We start from the raw sequence: 25,138 nt of genomic DNA, 5'->3' as shown, positions 1-25,138 counted from the left end.
TATCCTTATAATAAAGCCCACATCTTAATGTCAGCGTTTGATAAATTTGCTGTTATATAGACGCTAATAACGCTTTGATTTGCGAAGCTTTTAAAAATTTCATCTTTTTTATCGATCTTGTAGTAGATATAGTCATTTAGCTTTGGCAATGTACTAGGTATAGCTGAAATTTGCTCTACATTTATGCCGCGAAGCTGCGATGAGACGATACTTTTGATGTTTGATTGGGTGTGGATTTTGCACTGTTCTTTGAAATTTTTGAGCAGGTACTCATTTTTTGTATCGCTATGGATAGCAAAGTAAATTTCTGAGTTTTCTATGATGCTTGGATTATCAAAGACGCAGTCAAAAAAGCCGTGATTGTTTTTAACGATCTGTGCCATGACGTATTTTGGCGACAAGATATGCGAGAACAAAAGCCTAAGATTGTTTATTAGCGGTACAAAAGTTTGACTTAAGTTGTTGTGATCATAAGCTATAAATTCGCTAAAACTATCATCGTGACTTAGGGCTAGCAGATCAGCTTGAAAATCAACTAGCTTTTCATATAGATACTCTGGATGAATTTTGTCTCTTTTGAAAAGATATGAGAATATCAAGTGCCATTTTTTAAGCATATTTAGTGTCAAATATGTTGAGATATCAAGCCTATTTTTAGCCTGATCTATGCCACCTAAAAGCCCAGTATAGCTCTCTTGATGCTGCTTTGTAGCAAAGCTAAACTCATCTATAAAGCTTGTGATGAAAGAATTTTTACTGACATCGATGCAAGTTGGTATAAATTTCTCATCAAGTATTATTTGTTTGTTTAGATCTATGTTTTTTATCCTGCAAATAGGCACGCTAAGCTCATAAGGCGTCTTTGAGCCAAGCACTCCTAGAGTCGATCTTTGACTTGCTAGGATCAAATTTTCTTTATCCTGCGTAAAAGCAGACGAAAGCTCAAAGTCGTCTTTGTCATCAAGCTCATCTAAAATGTCATTACTAGCTTCATCATGCACTCTTGAGCTAATGAGCGCTTGTTTGGCCGTAAATTTTAGATTTGGCAGATTGTTTTGCAAGCTAACATCAACAAGCCCTGAGCTAACTGGTAGCTTTAGTACGATGACGGCAGAATTTAGCTCGCTAGGACTTATCTCAAGTGGCTCTGGTAGATCGTCTTGATCTGGGGCGTTAAATATCGTACCATCTTGCGAGATGCAAGAAATTTTATTTAGCCCTATCTTGCCTTGAAGCAAAAGCTCGCTTGAGATCTCAAGATCCAAAACTCCATATAAATTTGAAAAAGACGAGACGGTTTTTATGTTTAAATTTCTCTCAAAATACCTCTCTTGCTGCTCGAAATGAACCTTATCAACGTTCATCCCGTTGTACCAGACAACTTTTAATTTATCAGACATTTTATTTGCTTGCTTGGATCTTAGAGCCGCTAGCGTCTATGGTATTTACGCCATTTTTAGTTATCTCAAAAACTATATTTTTCTCTTTTGCTTCTTTTGTTGATTTGTAAGCTTTGATATTTGTCTTGCTTTGATCAGCATAAAGCACCAAAATGCCCACGTATGGTACTTCGTCTGGATCGACATTTGTAAAAGCGTATCTGTTTGTATTTGGCTGAATTTGCGTTTTTATCGAGTCTATCTTGTCTTGACCAAGTATGTCACCATTTTTCTCAGCTAGATCAACTATGCTAGCTTGCTGAAATTTTGCCACATCTCTTAGTTTATAAGCGATGATAGTCACTGGAACGTTGTCACCGTGGTAGTTTAAGTTTGAATTTGGAGTGTTGCTTATGATAAGATCTTTTGCACATCCTGCGATAAATAGCATAAAAATTAAAGAACAAAGAAATTTAAACGTTTTCTTCATGGTTTCCTTTACCTCACGTTAATAATATTATTTTTATGTAATTCTATCTAAAGTTATTTTAGAAGAAACTTATTTTAAAATCAATGTTCTTAAATAAAACTTTAATGAGCATTAATCAATCCTTTATATTATGCTCTTTAGCATAGCTTAATATCTTAGCTCTAAGATCTTCAGGGAAGCTATCTCTATACATCACTGGTGTTAGAGGGTTTAGCTTTTTATCTAATTTACCAGCCTCATATAGTCTTGTTAGCTCTTCTGGTGTGTTGTAGTATGGTGCATTAGGATAGCCTTCTGGTGGGGTTAGGGACATTATTTTAGCTTCTAGTAGGGTGGAGTCTATATAGAGAGCAATGTCCCTTTCTGTCATTTTGTTTGGAAAACCTTTTTTATCAAATCTAGTTGTAAAATGAGGCATTTCAGCTTTTAAGTAAGAGATAAATTCTTCCCTTGTAGTCTCGTTTGCATCAAGGTCTCTAGGGTCTAGTAGTTTTCCTTCGTCTTCTACAAGTTCTCTTAAAAATTTATGTGTTGTTCCTTCTGGATCAAATGCTACCCCACCCCTATTAAAATCCATCACGAAATAGTTCCCTACTATCTCATCTAAATAAGGCATCATTCCATATTCATCTAATGGGGGATTTTTAGCTAGTTTTCTAAACTCTTCAGCCATTTGTAAATTTTTATTTAGACCTACTAAATAGGTAGAGTATTCAAATAAATCAGCTAATGCTTCTAAAGCTCCGTCTTGACCAAGCTGGGCTGATAGAAACATTGATTGATATGCTCTTGCTTTAAATCCTGCATAACCTAATCCAACACCTCCCACAAATCCTCCTATATCTCCTAATACTCCTGCACATATATTCCACTCACCTGCAAATAGTTCTGATTTTAATGTACCTTTGTGAGAATTTACTTCATCATAAATTTCAGCATACTCTGGCTTTGTTAGTTTGCCATTGATACCCACTCTACCTATGGCATCATCCGGTATATCTATCATAGTGCATTTTAGATTGCTTCTTTTTACTAGATAGATATATCTATCTCTCTTATCTTTTAAACTTTCATAGTAGGCTTTTTCTGTTTTAGTCCAAGGAGCTATCTTAGTAGAGCTTGGTTTATAGCTAATATCTAGCCATGGTTTAAATGCTAAATAGTCTGTTTGACCTAGAGAATTTGGTTTAGGGTTATAGTATAGTGGCTCATAGTTTTTATATGGTGATGAGTCTAGGATGGAGCGGGCTTCTAGGAGCATTTGAGAGTGCTCTTTTACACCTATAGTCTCACTTCCGTAATCGAGCGGAGAAACTGATAAATTTGTCTTTTTATCAAATGGTATTTCCATTCCATTTGGTGCTATAACCGTATATGTATTAGTGTTATCCATTAAATTTCCTTTATTCATTGTTTTTTCTTTATTGATAAACAGCGCTGAAGCTATTACTACTAAGATAGCTAAAGTTATAAATATGATCTTCTTCATATCTTATCCTATATATAGACCATCTTCCATTATTATGGTGGTGGCTAGACGACCTACTAGACGAGGAGGGATATTCTCTTTGGCTCTATCTTTTAAATCTATCTTACACCCCACATATATACCCTTTATGTTATTGTTGCCAATAATATCAAGAGCTTCTACTAGATCTCTTGAGAGGTTGCGGTGAGTATTGTCATAGTTTGTGTTAAAAATTCCTAGTTTAAGCTTATATATAATATTTGCAGCCTCTTGATAGGCATCTATCGGATATTTTGGTTTGCCTGCTGCTTTATTTGGCAATGCGCCATCCTTGTAATTATTGTATATCTCTTTCTCCTCTTTCACATCCAAATTTAGCTCCCTTATCTCTACATCAGATTCAGTGTATCTACTTCTAGCATATTTAAAGTAGTTTGCATCTATCTCATTGCCAGCTCCTCTTAGCTCATCTAAACATAAATAAGCACTTAGGTTATTTAGTGCTAGTTTAGAAGCTAGGTTAAAAGATAGTTTGTTTTTCTTATGGTCTATGTCATAGTACATAAATGAGTTATAGTCTAGTCCTCCACTACTTATATTAGCTCCTAGAAATAGTCTATTTAAATTTAGACTTATATAGTTTTGATAGATCATTACTGGATAGTAGCAATAGGTATTTGTACTATTTTTATCATAGGCTTCTTTTATAGACATAGGTTTATATGAGATATTATTTAGTGCATATGCTTCATTAAATTTATATGTATATCTTGTATGCATTATCTCGTTATAGTTCTCTTCTAGCTTTTCATAGGATGTTTTCCAGAGTTCTACCATGCCTTTTAAAAAAGCTACTCCTACATCTTTGCCTAGTGATTTGCCATATCCTTTTAGCATATTTCTAATAGCTTCGACATCTTTTAGGTCAAACATATAAGTTTGTTTCATAAAAGCAAAGCTTCTCATGCTATTCCAGATGATACTTATGTTATAACGACCTATTAAAAGACGAAGTTTTACAGAGTTAATAGCCTGTTTAAGTAGATTTCCTTTTGATTTCCTTAGGATTTCAACATTTGTTTTAGAATTTGTTACATGCTTTATAAATTTATCAACGTTTTCAGTATTATTCATAGTAAATAGCTGTCTTACGATGTTTAATACACCAAGCTCATCAAGAAGCTCATCTGTTGCCTCTTTTTTATTTGGGTCAAATACAAATGAACCAATGGACTTATAAATTTTTGATTGACCATCTTCGCTAAAGTACTCTGCAAAAGGAAATAACCCCTCTATAGCAGTTTTTACTATAAGTGTTGGAGCTTCCTTTTTCATATCTTTTTCTATGGTTTCATAGGGGATATCTTGCATTTTTAAAGTTTTTTTCAAGATAGCATCGTCCTTTTTCCAACAATCCTCTATCTCTTTTGCTTGTTTATCAAGTAGCTCTTCTATCTGCTTTTGCTCTTTTAGTCCTAAGATAGAAGTGTCTATGACTTCATGGTTATTGTCACTATTTGCTTTTAAGAGCTCTTCCACACTTGCTACGTTACCTTTTTTTGAGTGTTCCATATAATCTCTTAGCTCTTCGATGCAAATATATTCACCAACATTTGCATTTATACTATCTTTGTAAAAAAACAAAGCTTGCTCTTTTTCTCCAAGTCTTATTGTTGCGTTTTTATGGATGACCTTTATCTTTTTTTCTGCTATTTCTATATATTCACCATCGTTACTAATGGATTTCTTTACCAGGTCTCCTGGGTAGCTTTTAGTTATTATAAAGTAAGCAACAGCAATAGAGAGCACTTCTGTTAAAGAGTAGTGATTGCTTGGCATACGATCGATTATTTTAGTTGCAAGTTCTTTAGCATCTTCTATATTCATTTCATCTTCGTATTTTTTCATATTAACTATATCATCTACACTAGGATAGTCTGGGTCAAGACTTCTTTCAAAAACGTTTTTATTTATCTTTTCAAAAATATCTTTAAAGGTTAAAGTGACCTTATCCATATATGCTTTTTCATTTTCTTTGATCTTCTCCATATCATTTGGCTGTTTGGCATAAGCATTTACATGTACAAAATTTACATTATAAAGCTCGTCATTTTTTAGTTGATCTGGTACATATGCAAAAAAAGTTTCGTTTGCTTTTTTATCACTTGCCTTTTTTCTCTCTACGATATTGTCTATATAACTCTTATCTATCCTTGCAAATGGAGATAAATTTAAGACAAGAGTTGATTTATTGTTGTCTTTATTTATATCTATACTATATTGACTATAGTCTTTAACAGGTTCTAAGGTCTTTATATCATCAAATTTTTGTTTTACTACACTATCATTGTTTGATCTATTTATTCCGTCTTTTATCTCTTGATCTAAGCTTTTGCTTACAACCTCTTCTCTAAGACCTGCACTTGATCTAAAAGGTGAGTTTGAAAGAACGATATAGTTTTTATTTAAATTTGAAAAGTCCTTGCTATTCATCTCGTCGTTTGTAGATTTGCTGTTTTTGTTAGACTTATCTGATATTAGATTGGCTAGTTTTACGGAATTAAAATTTGAAGCGCAGATGAAATTTAGGTTTGCATTTAGCCCTTTTATCTCTTCTTTTAGTCTGTTAAAAAGAGTGTCTTCACTTGAGCCAAATCCTAAGTTTTTATTTATGATATCGTAAGAGCAGGCATCTTTAGTATATTCAAACACTGATACATCATCTAAATATCCATATACGCTATATCCTTCATCTGCATTGCAGTTTATCTCCTTTGTACCTGAGTTAATCTGAAAAGGAACATAGTCTAAATTTAAATGTGTAAAGTCTATAAAAAACCCAGACTTAGAATTTTTATCATTCTTAAATACCAAGACATTGCAATTTGAGTTTATATTTAAGGTATTTATAATAGAAGCAAACCTAGATGTAAAAAATCTTAGTATAGGCAAAGATACTCCATAAAGTGCTTTATTGGCTTCATACTTGTATATTTCAGTGTAAAAATCAACAAGTTCCCAAGCAACAGTACCCCATCCGATTAATTTTTTCCCTACCGCTTTTGTGCCTGAAAGATCAAAAAGACTTAATACAAAAAGCGCAAACTGCTTTATGATAAATTCTCCGTTATCCTTGTTTAGATCTTTTAAATTTTTGTCTAGCTCATCAAAACACTCTTTGACACTTCTTTCAAATTTAGCTTCATTTAACTCCTCATTAGACATTAAAGGTTTAGCATCATTTATTAGATCGTCTTTTAAAGTACTTAAGCACTCTCTTAAAATATCTTTGCTTTTGTTGTAATAAGATATTATAAAATCAAACATTTCAGCAAAATTTTCTGCTGGTCTAGCTTGATTTTCTCTTCCTGGACCATACTTTATTTTTTCTGTTCTAATTTTTACAGGATCGATCTTTTCCTTTAAATTTACAAAGAATTTATCAACTGCACTCTTTTTATGAACTACTTTTACTGGTATGCCTCTATATTTAAATTCTCTTGTTCTACTTAGATTTTTATCTTTAAAGCTCTCTTTATCTATATAAAAGTCAGTTACAATAGATATTTCCCCATCATTTTTTTTAGAAAATATTGATCTTCGTGTATTTAAGAATGTTGTCATCTCGTTGTTTATCAAACTTGCCATACTACCAAAGAGATTTGACTCAAGGGAATTCAAACTAGATGTATAAAGAGTTACACATTTTGCATCAGTCATATACTCTTTTATCTTTTTTAATGTCTCTTCGCAAGAGTAGGTTATTTTTATTTCGTTGTTTTGCATATTAAGCCACCACTACTGTTTTTGCTGTATTTATATCGTCATTATATTTGCTATCAAGCCCACAAGCAAATTTTATATCCACCGTCTTAGCCTTGCTAGGTGTGACATAGATAAGATTACTCTCATCGCTTATATCATCTACAAACTGGAAAAATCCTATACCGCTTTTTGGGAGTGTTGTATTTTTGTAAATAGATTCTATATATTTAGGCGTTATAAAGATGAAGTTTTTATCCATGAGCGAGTATTTGAAGTTAAATGACGAGATACTAAATTTATCCTCTCTAAAGCGAGAGTTTAGATACTCTTTTAGCTTCTTATCTTTTACGTCACTGCCCTCATCTAAATTTAGCTCCATCTCTTTAAATCCCTCTTGGTTTTTATGCTCCACATCATTTAGCTTATATATGCAAACAGCAAGGTTGTCTGCTTGATTAAGGGCTGATTTTACATGAAGTCTTATGTGAGCACTATTTAAATTTGGATTTACCACCGCTGCATTATCGTTTTCAGAGGTTGGGCTACCTATACTATGAGCCAGCTTTATCCTATTTTCTTTTTTGATACATCTTAGCGGTGAGCTAGTGTTGCTTAGGCACGCTGGCACTAGGTCTTGCATGACCGCATAGTGGTTATTCATACTTTTTAGACTAAGAGCCGCTCTTGGTACGTATGCCACCTTGGTGCAAGGATTATGTGCTGAGCAGCCAACTATCGGTGAGTTGATAAAGTCAATGTCAAGTATCACACCTTGATCATCTGACCTTATGCTTTTGCCCGCTCTACTTTTTAAGATCACATGTCCGCCATGTGGGCAAACTACCACGTCATCTTCTATTATTGGATTAGCAAATGCAGTACCGCCAGCACTTAGCGTACTACTTTTCTTTTCTAAATTTATCCTCTCATTTGCCTTTTCAAGCGACTCTTTGGTCTCTTTGTTTGTTGGCTTTAGGTCTATATTTAGACTTTTATTTAGTAGTGAGTAGTTTAGTATGCTAGCCTGTGAGTTTTTATATGTAACACTTAGTCTTCCCTTATCTTTTTCCTCGTCCCTTGGCTGATGAGTGAAGCTTAAGCTAGAATTTTCCTCCTCCCCGCTCTCTTCATTTTTAAAGTATAGTGGATAGTCTGATTGCTCTGTGGCGGTGCTTAGTGGCATAGAGTTTAAAAAGACATTTGGCTTATAGGAACTGATGTCCTCTATATTTAGCCTATCTTCTATCTTATTATAAATTTCATCGCAGTCTACAACATCCTTATCGTTTAAAAATATATAAAGCTGCTTATTCTCAGTGTCAGCAAACGCCGTAGAGCTTGATCTATCTAGGCTAAATTTCTCTTTAGCCCCATTGTCTCTTATATAAATGCTAGTAAAGTTATCACTAAACATAGCATTTTTAAACTGAGCCTTCTTAGCCTTTATAAACAAACTATCTTTCTCTTTCTCTTTTGACAAATAGCACTTTGTAAGATTTGAGCCGTAGGTGTAGGCTTTCGTGATATCAGTTTTATCTTTTATTAGCTCATTTTCATTATGTATAAATTCCAGTGGATACATCTTTTGCAGCGATCTTACCTGATTTAAAGGTATATTTGAGCTATCGTCCATATCGTTTTTGTCTATTATCCTTGCATAAATTTGCTTATCTGCCAGATCCATCAGCATATCCACCAAGGTTACTTTACTTAGCTTATTTTCGCTTTCGGCAGAGTATTTGTCTATTATCTCTTGATACTCCTCATCTCCAAGGCTCTCTAGTATATGATAAAGCTCTCCTAAAATGATACTTATATAGTTTTGATTACCATCTTTTATATTTTCGTTTTTATCGCTGAGCTTATATTTATTGCCCTCTATGTTGTCTACTAGTATGGCAGATAGCTTATCAAGATACGTTAGCGCATAGGATATGTCCTCGCTTAGCGCCTTTTTCTTGGAATTTTTATCTTCTTTTAAAAGGTAGTCATATAGATATATGGCATATATTATACTAGTCATATAGTGTGAGTTTTTATAGTAGATACCATCGAGTTGACCTATATGAAGCAGATGAAGCCTAGGCGTATTTTTGTAGTTTATCCTATCATCTTTAGTAAGCCCTAGTTTATACCCTAGATCAGCTATCACCGACACAGTAGGCTCTATGGCTCTATTAAAGTCATTGCCTATGTTAAATTCCTCACAAGTCACAGTATTTTTTATAGTCTCGCAGTGGTGTATCTCAAATGGTATGCGGTCTTTGTATATAGTTTTGCAGCTAGCAGCACTCTCCTCTAGCAAGTTAGGATCTAGCTCGTCTTTGTGCTCTTTGCACTCGCTTATTAGAGTGTCAGTACTTTTTGAGCCGTTATATATCTTATCTACGCATTTGTCTATGACCTTTCTGGTAAATCCAAAAAGATCAAGCAGCTTATGTACGCAAAATTTGATCATCTTAACTATCAGCCTAACCACCCTAAATACAAAATGCAAAGCACTGATAACAAGACCACCTATACCAGGGGCATTATATGTATAAAGCTCATCTACGTTTAGACTCTTATAAAACAAGCAACATACCTGAGATAGATGCCCGCCAAGGCTGTGGCCACATATACTTACGTTAAAGTTGGGCGTTTTCTCGTCACTACCACTATCCTCTCTGATAGCCTTTTTTATATCGCCTATCATCGTAAAGAGCGATATGATCTGAGGTAGTCCAGCAAATGCAGCTATAAACACGTCAGTAAGCACCAAGTCTTTTAAGAGCTCAGCACCGCCAACCTCCGTACCCCTAAATGCTATGATATATCTTGGCTTATCACTACTCATAGTAGGCTTCGTATCCTTAAATATCGTGTAAGAAAAGCCAGATATTGCGGTATTTTGCTGATGAGATATCAACTCATATCTATTTACAAATGTTTTTGTGCGGTGAGATAGGGAGGTTGGTTTGTAAAAAATATATTGTGGGTCGTTTTTTGGCACAGCTATAAAATTTTTTATATCATTATCTATGGCTACATATTTTGGACTATTGTCTTTACCTAGTTCAGCCTCTGGATTTTGAACTATTTTATCTTTCATAAATCTAGCTTCTACACAAAGGGCATAAGCTGTAATGTCACCTATGTTTTTACCATTAGCTCTCGAAGTCTCAGTTTCATTTTCTTGATCTACTTTATCACCAAGCCTAATATCATCAGCATAGACCCACTTAGGTTTAGGCTTTTTAAGTATTTTATAGTTATAAAATTCATCAGACTTACTCCACGTTTCATTTTTATTTATAAATTCATAAAATGAGTAAGAGGCATCAGCCATATCAGCATGGTCTTTTATATCAGAGATTATTTGTTTTACAGATTTATTTTTAGGATTGTTATTGCTATTTTCCACTATTTTTCCTTAACGAAAGTGTTTTTAGAGCTATCAAAGTAAAATACATTATCTCCTGCTATATTTATAAGTCTTTCTTTAGAAAAAGAAATACCTCTTCCTTCATCTCCATATAATCCATAGCTTTTTGAAATGTTATAAAAATTTAAAGTTAGCCTAATGGGTATTGCTATGTTATCTTTGTCTATATAAAAATAACTCATATCAATGCTAGCACCAGCATTTTTGTAATTTTCTAGTCCTATAAAATTTTTAATCTTATCCGTAAACTCTTTTGAAATTTTAACTTTCTTGCCAGTTTCGTTTTCATAAGTTGTCCAAATAGTGTAGTATCGTTTGCCGTTAGATAGAATTTGCTCAATTTTTTTGTTATTGTAGTATCTTTCTTTAAGCAATTCTCTCATCTTTTTATTTCTTTCGCTTTTGTTTGATATATGAGATATTTCACTTAAAATTTGTTGATTAACAGCTTTTCTCTCTGCTTCTCTTTTCTCTATCTCCTCAACAAATTTTTGATTAAATATATAAACCCCACCATATTTACTAGCTAAATTCTCTAGTTCAGAGTTACTTATCTTATTGCTTGCTTGGTTTGCAGAGCAGGCTATTAAAAATATGCTTGTTAGTAGTAGAAGTATAATGCCTATAAATTTCATCCTATATCCTTTTAGAAATTTTATTTTTCTTATTTTATTGTCGCAATATTTACAATCCCATTAATTATCTCGCGTTTAAATTTCCAATCCTTAAGAAAAAGAATTAATATTAAGAGTAAAATAGACTTTTTTAGGCGAAATTTCGCAAATGGCGTATCTGCCAAATATTGATAAGGAATTTCAATATACTTTACTATCAAAATGAGCCAAATATTGAAAAAACTAAAGCTATTTTTTAAACTTGCTTTTAACTTTTTTGTTATAATATCCCATCAAAAATAAAAGGGATATTTTTTATCCGAATTAAGGTTTTAAATTTGAGAGTATATTTAGACAATAACGCTACAACGATGGTTGATCCAGAAGCTTTTGAACTTATGAAGCCGTTTTTTTGCGAAAAATACGGCAACCCAAACTCACTTCACAAATTTGGCTCAGAAACCCACCCAGCGCTAAGAACGGCGCTAGATCAGCTCTACGCCGGATTAAACGCAAAAGATAGCGATGACATCGTCGTTACCTCATGCGCAACCGAGAGCAACAACTGGGTTGTAAAAGGCATCTATTTTGACAAAATAGCAACTGGCGAAAAAAAACGCATCGTCACCACCGCAGTCGAGCACCCAGCCATTTTAGCAACTTGTAAATTTCTAGAAAAATATGGCGTGGAGCTTACGGTTTTAGACGTAAATAGCGACGGTATCGTCACTCCAGAACAGCTAAGGGCTGTCATGGACGAAAATGTCGCACTTGTCGCCATAATGAGCGCAAACAACGAAACTGGCATGATCTTTCCTATAAAAGAGCTTGCCAAAGTCGCCCACGAATACGGCGCTTTATTTCACACTGACGCCGTGCAAGCAGTCGGCAAGATAAAGATAGATGTTCAAGACCTAGATATTGATTTTCTAAGCTTTTCAGCTCATAAATTTCACGGACCAAAGGGCGTTGGCGCGTTATTTATAAAAAATAGCATGCCACTAAGCAGCTTGCTTCACGGCGGCGAGCACATGGGCGGACGCAGAAGCGGCACGCTTGACGTACCAGGCATCGTTGGCATGGGCAAGGCGCTTGAGCTGGCAAATAAATTTATGGATTACGAGCACTCACACGTTCGCCGTTTGCGTGACAAGCTAGAAGACGCACTACTGCAAATTCCTGACGTTAGCGTCGTTGGTAAAAAAGAGCAGCGCGTGCCAAACACTATCCTAGCCTCTATCAAAGGCGTCGAGGGCGAGGCTATGCTTTGGGACCTAAATAGAGCTGGCATAGCAGCATCTACTGGCTCTGCCTGTGCGAGCGAGACGCTAGAGAGCAACCCTATCATGGAGGCTATCGGCGCTGACAAAGAGCTAGCCCACACCGCACTTAGACTCTCACTTTCTAGGTTTAACACCGAAGAGGAGATCGACTACGCGATAGAGCAGATAACAAAGGCTGTAAATAGACTAAGAAGCATATCAAGCACCTTCGCGTACGCCCCAGAGTGGCATAAGAGTGGATTATAAAATTTAAAGGAAAAACATGGCAAAAAATAACTTAATCGGCGGCTCTATCTGGGATGAATACTCAAAGGTAGTGCAAGATAGGATGAACAATCCTAAATTCATGGGCGAGCTAACCGAAGAGGACGCCAAAAAAGCAAATGCAAAGCTCATCATCGCTGACTTTGGCGCGGAAAGCTGCGGCGACGCGGTCAGGCTTTACTGGCTCGTTGATGAGAAAACTGACAAGATAATTGACGCTAAATTTAAAAGCTTTGGCTGTGGCACGGCTATAGCTAGCTCTGATACGATGGCCGAGCTTTGCATCGGCAAAACGGTCGATGAAGCGGTTAAGATCACAAACCTTGATGTAGAAAGAGCTATGCGTGACAACCCAGATACTCCAGCTGTGCCACCTCAAAAGATGCACTGCTCGGTCATGGCATATGACGTTATCAAGGCAGCTGCTGCAAGCTACAAGGGCATAGACCCAGAGCACTTTGAAGATGAGATCATCGTTTGCGAGTGCGCTAGAGTGAGCCTTGGCACGATCAAAGAGGTGATAAGACTAAACGACCTTCACACGGTTGAGGAGATCACGCAGTACACCAAAGCAGGGGCATTTTGTAAATCATGCGTTAGACCTGGCGGACACGAGAAAAAAGACTACTATTTGGTTGATATCTTACGCGATACTAGGGCTGAGATGGAGCAAGAGAGGCTCGAAGCTCAGGCAAATGCTCAAGCAAACAACACGCTTAGCGACGTTAGCTTTGAGAGCATGACGATGGTTGGCCAGCTAAAAGCGATCGAATCGATCATCGATAAAGAGATCCGCCCGATGCTTATGATGGACGGCGGAAATTTAGAGATCATAGACATCAGAAACGATAACGGCGAAAATATCGACGTTTATATCCGCTATCTTGGCGCTTGCTCAGGCTGTTCAAGCGGCTCGACTGGCACGCTTTATGCGATAGAAAATGTCTTACAAGAGAGCCTAAGCCCAAAAATCAGGGTCATGCCTATATAAATTGATCGAACGGCTTCTTTTGGAGCTGTTCGCCCCCCCTGCTAAATTAAATTTATCACCTAGACAATTTAAATTTAACCTTTTAAAAATTTCAAAATTTCACTTCTAGTCTGCACCAAGTCGCCAACAAATTTCTTCTCAAACTGCGATCGGTTAAAGGTTCTCTGACGCTTAGCAAGCTGGGCTGTATGCGTGGCGATGAGCGTTTCTAGCTCACTTTTTGAAATTTCACCCTCTAAAAACTGCTTGCACTCCTTTAGACCTATCGATTTTAAAGGTTTTGGCTCGCTTTTATATTTCTCAAATAAAAACTTCGCCTCATCTATCAATCCCTCATCTAGCATATTTTTCGTTCGCTTTGCTATGCGGGCTCTAAGTTCCTCTTTATCCCACAAAATTTCAAATATCGCAAGCTCTTTTATGACGCTCTCTTTGGTGTTTTGCTTTAGCCAAATGCTTGGAATTTGGCCGCTAAATTTATAAATTTGATACCATTTTTCAAGGCGATAAGAGTCGTTTTGGCTAAATTTGCCTGCAAACTCAGGGTCGTTTTGTAAAGCCAGATCGTAAATTTCCTCGTTGCTTAAATTTATCTCGCATTTTGGCACGTCTGGCGCAAGGCCGCTAAGCATCGCCTTTAGATAAAAGCCACTGCCTCCTGTGATGATGAGCGGACAGCCTTGTGAGAGCGCAAATTCTTTTGCATTTTTATAAATTTCAAAAAACACCCCAACGCTAAATTCCTCATCAGGGTAAATTTCATCCACCCCAAAGTGCCTCACAGCCTCTAGTTGCCAAGGCTTTGGCTTTGCGCTAGCGATATCTATCTCTTTATAAAGTGCTAGCGAGTCAAGGCTTAAGATGACGCCATTAAATTCCTTTGCTAGCTCAAAGGCTAGATCGCTCTTGCCGCTTGCCGTGGTGCCAATTAGGGCGAGTTCTTTAAACAAATTTAGCCCTCGTAAAGTGAGCTAAAAAGTAAAATTTCATCGCTATCTTCGTTACTTTTGCCCTCTTTTATAAGATCAGCCAAAACGCCTGCAAAGTGCGGTGCAAAGCTTAGTTCGTTTAGTCCGTATGCTTGATTATAAAGTAAATTTTGATATGTCTCATCTCGTCCGATCGCTGGCTTGTCGTTTGAGCTAAGAAGCACGAAATTTGCCCTAAAACTAGGCTCTTTTAGTTCGCTTATGCCAAGGTGTCTTTTTAGCTCGTTTAAAAATGTGTTGATCTTTTCTGTTTTTACAAGCGTATCGATCGCGCCCACTTGTAAATTTGTGATGATCGTGACACCATTTTTGGTTGGATAAATTTTGGCAAACATATCATTTAAAATGATCGGTTTTTTAGGGGTCTGATCTTCACTTAGCACAAGGTCGATCGTGTAAAATTTAGCCAAAATGGCGTTTAAATTTGTCCCAAGCTTGTTTGAAAGCTCCAAATTTCTACTCGCCACGACAAAGCTATCAGCCTCGTACTCGCCAGCCCTGCCAACTGCCTTTTGCACGGCTTGCCCCTGCGTTTTTAGCTCATAAATTTCATCATTTATAAACTGCACTCCAAGCTCGTTTAGCTCGCTAAAAAGTGCGTTTCGTAGCTCTTTAACATCGGCACTCGCGTTTTTAGCTAAATTTAGCGCACCTTTTATGTTTTTATTTATAAATCCAAAATTTGCTAGCTCGCTATCCACGCTTAAAATTTCTTGCTCGCTATCAGCGACTTTCATCTCATCAAGCCTCTTTTTAAAGCTCTCATCCTCGCTAAATATGAGATAAACACCACTCTCATCAAATTTTATCTGCGGATATTTTTCGTTTAGCTCTTTTAAAATTTCAAAGCTCTTTTGTCCAAATTTCTTAAACAAAATTCTCATCTTTTTGTCGTGAGCCTTTGTTGATTTAAGCGTAAAATTCGCTATCCAAGCTCTAAAGTTTTCATTTAGGCAAAGCGCTATATCAAGCTCGCTTTTTTTACTAACTAGTCCCAAAAACGAGCTAGATACCGCTCCATCTCTTGCGAGAGCTGGGGTGTTAAATGGGGTTAAAATTCCGCTCTCAAACTCATCTTTTTGGCTACTAATAACTAAAATTCCCTCATTCTTTTTAGCTAGCTCAAGTGCCGTAAATAACGCACTAAAACTATCTCCGATAATCGCTATTTTACTCATCATAACCCTTCATTTTAAATTACTCTCGCAATGATAATATAAATTTAGATTTAAAGCAAAATGGTGTAAAATCAGACACTTTTTAAAAAACATGGAAATTTATATGATCAAAAAGCTAAAAGATATCGCAGAACTCATCGTTTTTAAGCATTCGGTTTTTGCCCTGCCATTTATCTTTGTGGCGATGATAGTTGCGAGCAAGATAGAAAACGGCTCAGCTTGGTTTGGCTTTAAACTGCTTATTTTAGGCACTATTTGCGCGGTTAGCGCTAGAAATTTCGCCATGGCGTTTAACAGATACCAAGACGAGGACATCGACAAGCTAAACCCACGTACTGCAAGCCGTCCAAGCGTAGATGGGCGCATCGGCAAGGGCAATATGCAGCTTTTCATCGCAGCAAACGCGCTTATCTTTATCATCTGCGCCTATTTTGTAAATTCGCTCGCATTTTGGCTGAGCTTCCCTATCCTTGCTATTCTTGGCGGATATTCGCTGTTTAAGCGATTTAGCGAGCTAGCGCACTTGGTGCTAGGCCTTAGTCTTGGACTTGCTCCTATCGCTGGCGTGGTCGCAGTGAGCGCTGCCATACCGCTTTGGAGCGTGCTACTTTGCCTTGGTGTGACATTTTGGGTGGCTGGATTTGACCTGCTTTATTCACTTCAAGATATGAAATTTGACCAAGAAAACAAGCTCTTTAGCATACCAGCGATATATGGCGACAAGGCTACGCTCTTTTTATCAGCCATTTTCCACGCTCTAGCCTTTATACTTTGGCTGCTTTTTGCTTGGGCGGCTGGACTTGGAGCGATGGCGTTTTTTGGCATTGTGGTAAGTGGCGTGATATTATTTTTCGAGCATAGGATCGTAAGGCGCGACTTTAGCAAGATAGATCGGGCGTTTTTCACACTAAATGGCTACTTGGGAATTTTATTTTTCATCTTTGTTTGGATAAGTGTATTATGAGCGAAGTAAGGCTTTTTAAAGCGCCTCTTAGCATGGTTTATGAGCGTGATAGCTCGGGGGACGAGAAATTTTTAAGAGAATTTAACTCTATCTTGCCAGGCGATGAAGATGCACTTGGAGCGTGGCTAAAGCGAGCAAAATCACGCGGCGAGACCAAAGAGAGCGACCAAGTCTTGCTAACGCTTGTCATCGAGCTTCATAGAAAGATCGATGCGCTTAGTGATTATATAAAAAACGAGCACAAGCAGTATTTGCCACTAAGTGAGAGCGCAGATATCGACGAGATCGGCTTTACGCATATAAAAATAAGCGAAGATAAATTTCAAAAAGATGAAATTTACTACGCAAGGATCGCGATGCCTATCTTTCCAAAGAGAAATTTGAGCCTTTATCTAAGGGCGCAGGATGAGAGGCTAGCAAAGATAGAGAACATGCACGAAGAGGATGAGGCCGACTGGAACGCTTATGTGACGGCTAGAGAGCGTGTGATGATAAGAGAGCTTAGAGCGAATTCGTAAAGGAAAAATATGGAAATTTACATTTTTTTAGGTTTTGGTATCGTTTTGGCGATAATAATAGCTTTGATATTTATAAAAGATAGCGAGACAAATAAGAAATTTGCAAGGTATGAGCGTGCCATAGAGAGCGCCATGCAAGAAAACTACAATCTCAAAAAGCAGCTAGTCGCACTTGCGAGCTTTAAGCCTGATGATGACGAGCAGCTAAAAGATGTAAAAGATGAGCTAAAAGAGCAGATAAACGAGCAGATAAACGAAAAAATTGTGCCGATAATCCGCGCTATAAAGAGCATCGAGCGAGTGATCGATGACTTTGCAAACGAGCAAAAAGATAGGATGTTTAACCTTGAGGAGCGAACAAGAGATATCAATAAAATCGCCCCAAGCGTTATCAACGAAGAAGAGCAAATTCTAAAGATGTTTAAGGACGGAAAGAGCGCAGCCATGATCGCTAAAGACCTTCACGTGGGTATGGGGCGAGTTGAGTTTGTGCTTAAATTTCATAAATTAGCCTAAATTTATAGGCTAATTTTAAAAGACAAAACTACTCTTAAACTGCAAAAATTAGCTTAAATTTTTATTTAAATTTAAATCTTTTAACCTATAATTGAAAATTAAAAAAGCTCTAACCAAGCTTAAAAAAGGTGCTTTATGCTAATAGATAAATATGGTCGGGTTGTTGATTATTTAAGAATTTCCGTGACGCAGCGTTGTAATTTTAGATGTAGATATTGCATGCCTACGACACCATTTAGTTGGACGCCAAAAGAGAATTTACTAACATTTGAAGAGCTATTTTTATTTGTAAAAGTAGCTATCGACGAGGGTGTGAAAAAGATCAGGATCACAGGCGGTGAGCCACTCGTGCGCAAGGATCTGGACGTCTTTATAAAGATGATAAGCGATTATAAGCCAGACATCGATCTAGCGCTTACGACAAATGGCTTTATGCTGCCACACTTTGCCAAAAGGCTAAAAGATGCTGGTCTAAAGCGCATAAATATGTCGCTTGATACGCTAAATGAGCAAAAGGCTAAATTTATCGCTCAAAAAAGCGTCCTACACGAGGTTTTAGCTGGCTTTGAGGCAGCACTTGACGCTGGGTTAAAAGTCAAGATAAACACCGTCGCGCTAAAAGGCTTTAACGACGATGAGCTAGTAAATTTGCTTGAGTTTGCTAAATTTAGGAACTCTCAGATCAGATTTATCGAATATATGGAAAATTCGCATGCCAAAGAGGATCTAAAAGGGCTAAAAAGCGATGAAATTTTAAAGATCATCTCGCAAAAATATAATGTCACAAAAGATGAAAAACTGCCAAACGCGCCTGCGTCTATTTACAGACTTGATGACGGCTATAAATTTGGCATTATTGACCCTCACAAACACGACTTTTGCGAGAGTTGCAACCGCATCAGACTAAGCGCTGAGGGCCTTTTGATACCTTGCCTTTACTTTGAAGATGCACTAAGCATCAAAAAAGCAGTTGCAAATGGCGACATCGTCGCAGCAAGCGAAATTTTAAGACAAGTGCTTGCCAACAAGCCAAAAGAGAACAAATGGGCGCTAGGAGCTGAAAACGAAACCTCTTCAAGGGCCTTTTACCAAACTGGTGGTTGATGAGCAAAGAGCTAGAACTAGTTGAAGCATTTTTAAGCATCCAAGGCGAGGGCGCTTATCAGGGAAGACTCGCTATATTTTTACGCTTTTTGGGCTGCAACCTAAACTGCTCTGGCTTTGGCGTAAAGACAAGATCTTTAAAAACAGGCGAAGAGCTTTTGGGCTGTGATAGCATAAGAGCCGTTTTTAAAGGGCATTTTCACCACAAAAAACACAGCGCAGATCAAATTTTAAGCATAGTTGATAGCTTTAGCAAAGGCTTAGAACAAAAGCCGATCATCGTTTTAACAGGCGGCGAGCCACTCATCTGGCATCAAAATGAAAATTTCATAAATTTGGTAAGAAATTTGCTTATAAATTACGAGGTGCATTTTGAGACAAATGGCACGATCTTGGTTGATTTTGATAAATTTGAAATTTATAAAAACTGCCATTTTGCACTTGGCGTAAAGCTAGCAAATAGCGGAGTTGGCGAGCAAAAACGCATAAATTTAGATGCTATTTTAGCTATCAAAAATAACGCAAAAAGTAGCTTTTTAAAATTTGTCCTCTCGCGCTTTGACGAAAGTGAGCTGGAGGAAATTTTAGATATAAAAAATAGAACAAATTTGCCAGTTTGGTGCATGGCGATGGGTGCAAATGAGAACGAGCTAGGCAAAAATGCTCTAAAAACAGCGCAATTTGCCATAAAGCATGGGTTTAACTATTCAGATCGTATCCACATCAGGCTTTGGAGCGATAAAGAGGGTGTTTGATGATTATTAGAAAACTTTTTAGATTTGAAAATGCGCATATCGTGAGATTTTGTAGCTCAAAGCGCTGCAGAACAAGCATCCACGGCCATAGTTACGTGGCAGAAATTTTACTTAGCTCAAATTTCTTAGACAACGCTGGCATGGTCTATGACTTTGGGCTGATGAAGCAAAACATAAAGACGATCATCGATAGCTTTGATCACGCCACGACCATATTTTCAGGCGATAGCGACGAATACAAAAACGACCTTAAAAGGCACTCTGCAAGGTGGATAGATATCCCACTAAATCCCAGCGCAGAGCAGTTTTGCCGTATATTTTTTGTGATGATCGAGCGGATACTTGAGCTTAGCGTGATGAACAACGGCGAGCGCGAAGTGAAGCTTCACAGTGTCATCGTGCATGAGACTGATACTGGCTATGCGCAGTGCTTCAAAGAGGACGCGACAAACCCACAAATGGGCGAGATAAGGCTTAGCGATATCAAATTTTCTGAGGCCATTATAGACGAGTGGGAAGATAAAAATTTGCTTGAAAAGATGATAAATAAGATAAAAATAGAAAATCCAAAGGACGTTTAATGAAAAAATTTATAACCTCTTTTTTGCTTATAGCTGGCGTATTTTTGGGATGTGGAGATAAAGAAGAGGCCAAAAGTGACGTTAGTGAGCCAGTACCAAGTGATGTTACGATAGCTCAGCCTGATGCGAATGTAACTATCGACGAGCAGCTGCCACCTGAGCCAGTAGTCGAAGAAAACGAGCCTCCTAAAGATAAGAAATGAACGAACATTTAGCCTCGCTCTACGCTTATACTTTGCCATTTCACGTGACATTTTTTTACGCACTTCTTGCCTTGGCGGTACTTTATCTAGCGCTTACTCAGTTTGGAGTGAGAAGCAAAAACTACGTGCTTCGCATAAGATATTTTTTGCCTATTTATCATATGCTACTTAGCTTTTTGGTGCTAACTGGGCTTATTTTATGGGCATATTATAACTACGAGCCAAAATTTAACGCCATAAAAATGCTTCTTATCTTGATAGTTTTGATCGCACTTAGCGCAGTTGGATATAAAAGGCTAAAAAGATATGCCATTGCTGGCGAGCTAGAGAAATTTAAAAAATTTGCCCTTGTTAAAGGCATTTGTGACATTATTTTGATCATCATTGCAGGAATTTAGATGAAATTTTTATATGATAAAAACGCTGGCGAAGAGCGCTTAAAGATAGTAAATGATGCGTTTTTGCACCTAAAAGCTAGAAGGGTTGAGACAGGTGAGCGCATAAGTGTTAGAAATTTACGCGACGGCAAAGAGTACATCTACGAGATCGATGAGATAGAGCGCAGAAGTGCGAATTTAAGCCTTGTTTTTGCCAGCCTAAACTGCGAGCATAAATTTGACTTTACCATTGCTTGGGCGGTTGTTGATCCAAAGACGATCGAAAAGGCGCTGCCATTTTTAAATGAGCTTGGCGTTGGCAAGATCGCCTTTGTCTATACTAAATTTTCTCAGGCAAATTTCAAGATCGACCTTGAAAAGCTAAACTACATAAACGCACTTTCATGCGAGCAGTGCGGGAGAACGTCGCTAATGGAGTTTGAAATTTACAAAAATTTAGACGAGCTAATGAGCGTTTATAAAAACGTCTCAGCGATAAATTTTGGCGGTAAAAATTTAAGTGAAAAAAGAGATGATGAGATATTAATGATCGGTCCAGAGGGCGGATTTAGCGAGGATGAGACGGCTAAATTTAAAAATATCTACGGACTAAATACAAAAAATATCTTAAGATCACAGACCGCAGTCATATCTGTGGCGGCAAAATTTCTTGCCTGATTTATTTGATTTTTAGATTAGTTTTTATATAATCAGCAACTTTTAAGGTAACAAATAGCCCAAAATAATAAAGGAAAGATGATGAAAAAAGAGATCCATCCAGAGTATGTAGATTGCACCGTAACTTGCGCGTGTGGCAACACTTTTAAGACAAAGTCAAACAAAAGCGAAATCAGAATTGACATTTGCGACAAGTGCCACCCATTTTTCACTGGCAGCGAAAAAATAGTTGATAGCGCTGGCCGTGTTGAGAAATTTAAGAAAAAATACGCTCAAAAATAAGCCTTGCTCTACTTTGTTCCTACTCCAATAGGAAATTTAGAAGATATCTCGCTTCGCGCGATCAAAATTTTGCGTGAATGCGAGATAGCTATCTGCGAAGATACAAGAGTTTGCAAAAGCCTTGTAAATCTGCTAAACGAACGCTTTGACGCAAATATAAATATCTCAAATTTTATCCCGCTTCACACCCACAACGAAGATGAATTTTTCGCAAATTTAAATGATGAAATTTGGAGCAAAAATATAGCTTATATGAGCGATGCTGGCATGCCAGGTATAAGCGATCCAGGCGTTAGCCTAGTAAGATACGCTCAAAAAAATGATATCAAATACGAAATTTTAAGTGGAGCAAATGCTGCACTTTTAAGCGTGGTAGCCAGCGGACTTTGTGATAAAGAGTTTGTTTTTTTAGGCTTTTTACCAAATACCGGTAGAGAGAGGGCTTTAGCTATACAAAATGCTTTAAATTTAGCCTATCCAGCTGTGATCTATGAAAGCCCAAAACGCATATTAAGCTTAGTGCAAAGCATTGCAAATTTAGAGCCAGAAAGAGAAATTTTTGCCATAAAAGAGGCCACCAAAAAATTTGAGACCAAATTTAAGGATAGAGCCAAAAATTTAGCCCAAATTTTAGAAAAAGCAAATTTAAACGGCGAGTGGGCGGTGGTCATCTCAAAAAGCGCAAATATAGCCACTCAAAATATCACAAAAGATGAGATCATCTCGCTTGATATAGCCCCAAAAGCAAAGGCAAAACTGCTTAGCAAAATAACTGGCAAGGACGTCAAAAAGATCTACGACGAGCTAATAAAAGCATAAATTTAAAAGCTCAAATTTCTCCAAAAAGTTTCAAAAATTCACTCAAATTTAGAAGCAAAATAAGTTAAATTTTACTTGACTTTAGCTACCATAAGCAACCATGATAATATACGGAAAACAGCTATTTTTACATATTTTGAACAAGCGCCCACAGATCTTAGAAGAGATCTATCTCTCAAAAGAGTGTGATAAAAAACTCTTCTCTAAAATTTGTGGCACTGGCAAGAAGATCATCCGCGTGGATAATCAAAAAGCGCAGTCGATGGCGCATGGCGGCAATCACCAAGGCTTTTTAGCAAGCGTTAGTGAGTTTGAGTTTTCAGACATTAGCGAGCTAAAAAAGCTAAATTTCATCGCCGTGCTTTATGGCATAAGTGACGTCGGAAATATCGGCGCCATCGCTAGAAGTGCTTATGCTCTAGGCTGCGAAGGACTTGTCATCGTTACAAAAAGTGTAAATATGCAAGGTGTTTTAAGGTCAAGTAGCGGTGCTGCTTACGAGATACCAATAGCGATCTTTGAAGACGGACTTAGCCTGCTAAACGAGCTAAAACAGTGTGGTTTTAGGCTCTACGCGACGGCAAGCAACGGCAAAAATATAAAAGAGATGAAATTTGCTGGCAAAAGGGCTTTGGTGATGGGCTCAGAGGGCGAAGGCATACCGCAAAAAGCTCTAGCAAAGTGCGATGAGTGCGTCGGTATCAAGCTAAAAGACGGCTGGGACTCCCTAAATGTAAGTGCAGCTTTTGCGATAATTTGTGATAGGATGATAGATGAATGAATTAGAAAATTTAAAAGAGATAGGCATAAAGGAAATTTCGCGCAAGACGCACATTGAACCGACATTTTTACAATACATTTTTGACAAAAATTTTGAAAAATTATCACGCTTAAACATCAGAGGCTACGCTAAAATTTTACAGCGTGAGTATGGCGTAGATCTTAGCGAACTTCTCGCTGAATACGACGCTTTCATGCAAGAAAATATGCCTGATGAGAGCAAAAAAACAAAAGTTAGCCCAAAAATTTCTTCTTACACACCTGAAGATATCTCGATCCAAAGGCAAAGTAGCGGCGGTGGGGCTGGATTTTTCTTCTGGATCATCATTTTAGCTATCATCGCTGGCGGCGCTTACTACTTTGACGCTTACAAATACGTCCAAAATTTCATAGCAAGCTTAAATGAAGACAACACAAGCGTGAGCTACTCGCAATCAAGCATCGTCAATGAAGTGAAGAAAAATATAATCGACACAAACGTAACGATCTCTCAAAACACTCCAAAGATCGATGCAAACGCTTCAAGCGTGAAAATTTCAGCTCCAGCTGAGCAAAACGTGACTGTAAGTCCCGCTAGCGTTGATCAAAATACCCTAAAACCTAGCATGGCAGCCCAGCCAGCTCCAAAAGTAGAGCAAAACGTGACAAAGCCGCTAAATGAGGCGATCATCACACCAAAACAACGCGTTTGGATAGGCATCATAAACCTTGAAAATGGCCAAAAAACATCAAGCGATACAAGCAAAAGTGTCAATATAAATTTAGACCAAAGACAGCTAGTCGTTTGCGGAAATGGCAACATCGAGCTTAAGATCGGCGATAAAGTAACAAAATATAACCCAAGCCGTCCAGCTAGATTTTTAGTAGAAAATGGTGATATGAAATTTTTAACTTATGACGAGTTTGTCGAGATGAATAAGGGCAAATCTTGGTAAAAAAACTAGCCATATTTCTTCTTTTTAGCGTTTTTTCATACGCTTTTGATCTAAATAGCAGCGCAAACGCACTAAGCAGCGGAAAAGATCTGCAAATTTCTTTAGAAAATTTAGACACTAACAGCTCGCTAAACGTTGGCGAGCTAGTCTCAAGGCTAAAGCAAAGCTCAAACTATGATGCTCTCTCTTTTAGCTCAAATAGCTTAAATTTAAAATTTATAAGCACGCAAAAAGTCCCCTCAGCACTATTTGTAAAATCGATAAATTTAGCTCTTGAAGATGCAAACATAAGCGTGGCAAGAGTAAATTCTCTAAAAAATGGCAATGAAATTTCTTATGGGATTTTAGCTCTAAAAAGTGGTGGCATAGATCCAAATTTGCTAAATTTCACGCTTAGTAAAAGCGGCTTTAAGATCATGGGATTTGATAGAGTTGATGGAAATTTAGCGCTTTATTTGGACGCTAAAAGTATGAGCCTAAATGCCTCAAAAGTAAATTTTAACGAAGAGACCCCGCTTGTAAAAAGTGGCGGTGTCTATATCGTAGATGTAGCAGGCGCAAGCAGCCTAAATATCATCTCAAACGAGCCAAACAAATGGGCGCCGCTTGTTAGAATTTATGATAAAAACTTAAACCAAATCGATCTAAAAAGAGAAAACGAGATAAAAACTAACTACACCATAAATTTAGCTAACGACGCAAAATATGCGTTAATTAGCGACAATAACGACATAACTAATATTAAAAACGAGATAATTATCAAGCTTATAAAATAGGAGCA

24 protein-coding genes are annotated in these 25,138 nt (G+C 37.3%); 16 read left to right on the top strand and 8 right to left on the bottom strand.

What is annotated here, in order from left to right; translation table 11 throughout:
• Positions 1-5 precede the first annotated feature (5 nt).
• The 6 genes from tssK to CVT08_RS00660 form a co-directional block, all read right to left on the bottom strand.
• Positions 6-1,400 (bottom strand): type VI secretion system baseplate subunit TssK, encoded by a 1,395-nt coding sequence (gene tssK, locus CVT08_RS00685; protein ID WP_107855922.1) that lies wholly within the window; start codon positions 1,398-1,400, stop codon positions 6-8.
• Between the two features lies 1 nt (position 1,401).
• Positions 1,402-1,869 carry a type VI secretion system lipoprotein TssJ gene (tssJ, locus tag CVT08_RS00680; protein WP_103565622.1) on the bottom strand — a complete coding sequence of 156 codons (468 nt, stop codon included), beginning with the start codon at positions 1,867-1,869 and terminating at the stop codon, positions 1,402-1,404.
• Positions 1,870-1,984: 115 nt separating this feature from the next.
• A complete protein-coding gene (locus tag CVT08_RS00675) occupies positions 1,985-3,358 on the bottom strand; it encodes a thioredoxin reductase (protein WP_107855923.1) in 1,374 nt (457 codons plus the stop codon).
• 3 nt (positions 3,359-3,361) lie between these two features.
• Positions 3,362-7,123, bottom strand: a complete 3,762-nt coding sequence (locus tag CVT08_RS00670; RefSeq protein WP_107855924.1) for a hypothetical protein — start codon at positions 7,121-7,123, stop codon at positions 3,362-3,364.
• A 1-nt stretch (position 7,124) separates the two neighbouring features.
• Positions 7,125-10,505: a hypothetical protein gene (locus CVT08_RS00665; protein WP_107855925.1), complete on the bottom strand. Its 3,381-nt coding sequence runs from the start codon at positions 10,503-10,505 to the stop codon at positions 7,125-7,127.
• Complete coding sequence (locus tag CVT08_RS00660; RefSeq protein ID WP_107855926.1) at positions 10,505-11,161, bottom strand: tRNA 2-selenouridine synthase; 657 nt, start codon at positions 11,159-11,161, stop codon at positions 10,505-10,507. The genes CVT08_RS00665 and CVT08_RS00660 overlap by 1 nt, the downstream gene beginning before the upstream one ends.
• A 317-nt stretch (positions 11,162-11,478) precedes the next feature.
• Between CVT08_RS00660 and CVT08_RS00655 the strand changes: the two genes are divergently transcribed.
• Both CVT08_RS00655 and CVT08_RS00650 read left to right on the top strand, forming a co-directional pair.
• Complete coding sequence (locus CVT08_RS00655; RefSeq protein ID WP_107855927.1) at positions 11,479-12,669, top strand: NifS family cysteine desulfurase; 1,191 nt, start codon at positions 11,479-11,481, stop codon at positions 12,667-12,669.
• Between the two features lie 16 nt (positions 12,670-12,685).
• Positions 12,686-13,678 carry an iron-sulfur cluster assembly scaffold protein NifU gene (locus tag CVT08_RS00650; RefSeq protein ID WP_004318029.1) on the top strand — a complete coding sequence of 331 codons (993 nt, stop codon included), beginning with the start codon at positions 12,686-12,688 and terminating at the stop codon, positions 13,676-13,678.
• Between the two features lie 74 nt (positions 13,679-13,752).
• Here the strand turns inward: CVT08_RS00650 and miaA are convergent, their stop codons facing one another.
• Together miaA and CVT08_RS00640 are read right to left on the bottom strand one after the other, a co-directional pair.
• Positions 13,753-14,628, bottom strand: a complete 876-nt coding sequence (miaA, locus tag CVT08_RS00645) for a tRNA (adenosine(37)-N6)-dimethylallyltransferase MiaA (RefSeq protein ID WP_107855928.1) — start codon at positions 14,626-14,628, stop codon at positions 13,753-13,755.
• A 2-nt stretch (positions 14,629-14,630) separates the two neighbouring features.
• Entirely contained in the window at positions 14,631-15,845 is a 1,215-nt protein-coding gene (locus CVT08_RS00640) for an FAD-dependent oxidoreductase (protein ID WP_107855929.1), read from the bottom strand.
• A 103-nt stretch (positions 15,846-15,948) separates the two neighbouring features.
• Between CVT08_RS00640 and mqnP the strand changes: the two genes are divergently transcribed.
• The 14 genes from mqnP to CVT08_RS00570 all read left to right on the top strand — a co-directional run bounded on the left by mqnP (position 15,949) and on the right by CVT08_RS00570 (position 25,133).
• Complete coding sequence (gene mqnP / locus CVT08_RS00635) at positions 15,949-16,809, top strand: menaquinone biosynthesis prenyltransferase MqnP (RefSeq protein WP_410369089.1); 861 nt, start codon at positions 15,949-15,951, stop codon at positions 16,807-16,809.
• The gene (locus CVT08_RS00630; protein ID WP_107855931.1) at positions 16,806-17,327 is read left to right on the top strand and encodes a hypothetical protein; all 522 of its coding nucleotides are present in this window, start codon (positions 16,806-16,808) and stop codon (positions 17,325-17,327) included. The genes mqnP and CVT08_RS00630 overlap by 4 nt, the downstream gene beginning before the upstream one ends.
• Before the next feature lie 9 nt (positions 17,328-17,336).
• The gene (locus CVT08_RS00625; protein ID WP_103607326.1) at positions 17,337-17,843 is read left to right on the top strand and encodes a DUF6115 domain-containing protein; all 507 of its coding nucleotides are present in this window, start codon (positions 17,337-17,339) and stop codon (positions 17,841-17,843) included.
• Between the two features lie 135 nt (positions 17,844-17,978).
• Positions 17,979-18,947, top strand: a complete 969-nt coding sequence (gene moaA, locus CVT08_RS00620; RefSeq protein ID WP_012001065.1) for a GTP 3',8-cyclase MoaA — start codon at positions 17,979-17,981, stop codon at positions 18,945-18,947.
• Entirely contained in the window at positions 18,947-19,702 is a 756-nt protein-coding gene (locus CVT08_RS00615; RefSeq protein ID WP_107855932.1) for a 7-carboxy-7-deazaguanine synthase QueE, read from the top strand. The genes moaA and CVT08_RS00615 overlap by 1 nt, the downstream gene beginning before the upstream one ends.
• Positions 19,702-20,283, top strand: coding sequence for a 6-pyruvoyl trahydropterin synthase family protein (locus tag CVT08_RS00610; protein WP_107855983.1), 582 nt, complete (start codon positions 19,702-19,704; stop codon positions 20,281-20,283). The genes CVT08_RS00615 and CVT08_RS00610 overlap by 1 nt, the downstream gene beginning before the upstream one ends.
• Complete coding sequence (locus CVT08_RS00605) at positions 20,283-20,486, top strand: hypothetical protein (protein ID WP_004318036.1); 204 nt, start codon at positions 20,283-20,285, stop codon at positions 20,484-20,486. The genes CVT08_RS00610 and CVT08_RS00605 overlap by 1 nt, the downstream gene beginning before the upstream one ends.
• Positions 20,483-20,884: a hypothetical protein gene (locus CVT08_RS00600; RefSeq protein WP_107855933.1), complete on the top strand. Its 402-nt coding sequence runs from the start codon at positions 20,483-20,485 to the stop codon at positions 20,882-20,884. The genes CVT08_RS00605 and CVT08_RS00600 overlap by 4 nt, the downstream gene beginning before the upstream one ends.
• Entirely contained in the window at positions 20,885-21,541 is a 657-nt protein-coding gene (locus CVT08_RS00595) for a 16S rRNA (uracil(1498)-N(3))-methyltransferase (RefSeq protein WP_107855934.1), read from the top strand. It abuts the gene before it with no gap.
• Positions 21,542-21,622: 81 nt separating this feature from the next.
• Positions 21,623-21,823, top strand: coding sequence for a 50S ribosomal protein L31 (gene rpmE / locus CVT08_RS00590; protein WP_009295018.1), 201 nt, complete (start codon positions 21,623-21,625; stop codon positions 21,821-21,823).
• Between the two features lie 3 nt (positions 21,824-21,826).
• Entirely contained in the window at positions 21,827-22,642 is an 816-nt protein-coding gene (gene rsmI, locus CVT08_RS00585; RefSeq protein ID WP_107855935.1) for a 16S rRNA (cytidine(1402)-2'-O)-methyltransferase, read from the top strand.
• Between the two features lie 100 nt (positions 22,643-22,742).
• Positions 22,743-23,423 (top strand): 23S rRNA (guanosine(2251)-2'-O)-methyltransferase RlmB, encoded by a 681-nt coding sequence (rlmB, locus tag CVT08_RS00580; protein ID WP_035142763.1) that lies wholly within the window; start codon positions 22,743-22,745, stop codon positions 23,421-23,423.
• A complete protein-coding gene (locus CVT08_RS00575) occupies positions 23,416-24,357 on the top strand; it encodes a helix-turn-helix domain-containing protein (RefSeq protein WP_107855936.1) in 942 nt (313 codons plus the stop codon). The genes rlmB and CVT08_RS00575 overlap by 8 nt, the downstream gene beginning before the upstream one ends.
• On the top strand, positions 24,351-25,133 hold the full coding sequence (locus CVT08_RS00570) for a hypothetical protein (RefSeq protein WP_107855937.1): 783 nt from the start codon (positions 24,351-24,353) through the stop codon (positions 25,131-25,133). Before CVT08_RS00575 ends, CVT08_RS00570 begins: the two co-directional genes overlap by 7 nt.
• Positions 25,134-25,138: the final 5 nt, after the last annotated feature.

The sequence above is a fragment of the Campylobacter concisus genome, assembly GCF_003048835.2.
GTDB classification, from domain to species: Bacteria; Campylobacterota; Campylobacteria; order Campylobacterales; family Campylobacteraceae; genus Campylobacter_A; species Campylobacter_A concisus_D.
Note: the sequence above shows the minus strand (reverse complement) of the source record. Positions and strands in the feature narration are given on the sequence as shown.

What these genes read in the sequence shown, in the direction of transcription:
- CVT08_RS00615 (WP_107855932.1), top strand. Translation starts at nt 18,947, where the DNA reads ATGAGCAAAGAGCTAGAACTAGTTGAAGCATTTTTAAGCATCCAAGGC.
- moaA (WP_012001065.1), top strand. Translation starts at nt 17,979, where the DNA reads ATGCTAATAGATAAATATGGTCGGGTTGTTGATTATTTAAGAATTTCC.
- CVT08_RS00660 (WP_107855926.1), bottom strand. Translation starts at nt 11,161, where the DNA reads ATGAAATTTATAGGCATTATACTTCTACTACTAACAAGCATATTTTTA.
- tssJ (WP_103565622.1), bottom strand. Translation starts at nt 1,869, where the DNA reads ATGAAGAAAACGTTTAAATTTCTTTGTTCTTTAATTTTTATGCTATTT.
- CVT08_RS00670 (WP_107855924.1), bottom strand. Translation starts at nt 7,123, where the DNA reads ATGCAAAACAACGAAATAAAAATAACCTACTCTTGCGAAGAGACATTA.
- rlmB (WP_035142763.1), top strand. Translation starts at nt 22,743, where the DNA reads ATGATAATATACGGAAAACAGCTATTTTTACATATTTTGAACAAGCGC.
- CVT08_RS00575 (WP_107855936.1), top strand. Translation starts at nt 23,416, where the DNA reads ATGAATGAATTAGAAAATTTAAAAGAGATAGGCATAAAGGAAATTTCG.
- CVT08_RS00675 (WP_107855923.1), bottom strand. Translation starts at nt 3,358, where the DNA reads ATGAAGAAGATCATATTTATAACTTTAGCTATCTTAGTAGTAATAGCT.
- rpmE (WP_009295018.1), top strand. Translation starts at nt 21,623, where the DNA reads ATGAAAAAAGAGATCCATCCAGAGTATGTAGATTGCACCGTAACTTGC.
- mqnP (WP_410369089.1), top strand. Translation starts at nt 15,949, where the DNA reads ATGATCAAAAAGCTAAAAGATATCGCAGAACTCATCGTTTTTAAGCAT.
- CVT08_RS00595 (WP_107855934.1), top strand. Translation starts at nt 20,885, where the DNA reads ATGAAATTTTTATATGATAAAAACGCTGGCGAAGAGCGCTTAAAGATA.
- CVT08_RS00610 (WP_107855983.1), top strand. Translation starts at nt 19,702, where the DNA reads ATGATTATTAGAAAACTTTTTAGATTTGAAAATGCGCATATCGTGAGA.
- CVT08_RS00630 (WP_107855931.1), top strand. Translation starts at nt 16,806, where the DNA reads ATGAGCGAAGTAAGGCTTTTTAAAGCGCCTCTTAGCATGGTTTATGAG.
- CVT08_RS00625 (WP_103607326.1), top strand. Translation starts at nt 17,337, where the DNA reads ATGGAAATTTACATTTTTTTAGGTTTTGGTATCGTTTTGGCGATAATA.
- CVT08_RS00640 (WP_107855929.1), bottom strand. Translation starts at nt 15,845, where the DNA reads ATGAGTAAAATAGCGATTATCGGAGATAGTTTTAGTGCGTTATTTACG.
- CVT08_RS00605 (WP_004318036.1), top strand. Translation starts at nt 20,283, where the DNA reads ATGAAAAAATTTATAACCTCTTTTTTGCTTATAGCTGGCGTATTTTTG.
- CVT08_RS00650 (WP_004318029.1), top strand. Translation starts at nt 12,686, where the DNA reads ATGGCAAAAAATAACTTAATCGGCGGCTCTATCTGGGATGAATACTCA.
- CVT08_RS00600 (WP_107855933.1), top strand. Translation starts at nt 20,483, where the DNA reads ATGAACGAACATTTAGCCTCGCTCTACGCTTATACTTTGCCATTTCAC.
- tssK (WP_107855922.1), bottom strand. Translation starts at nt 1,400, where the DNA reads ATGTCTGATAAATTAAAAGTTGTCTGGTACAACGGGATGAACGTTGAT.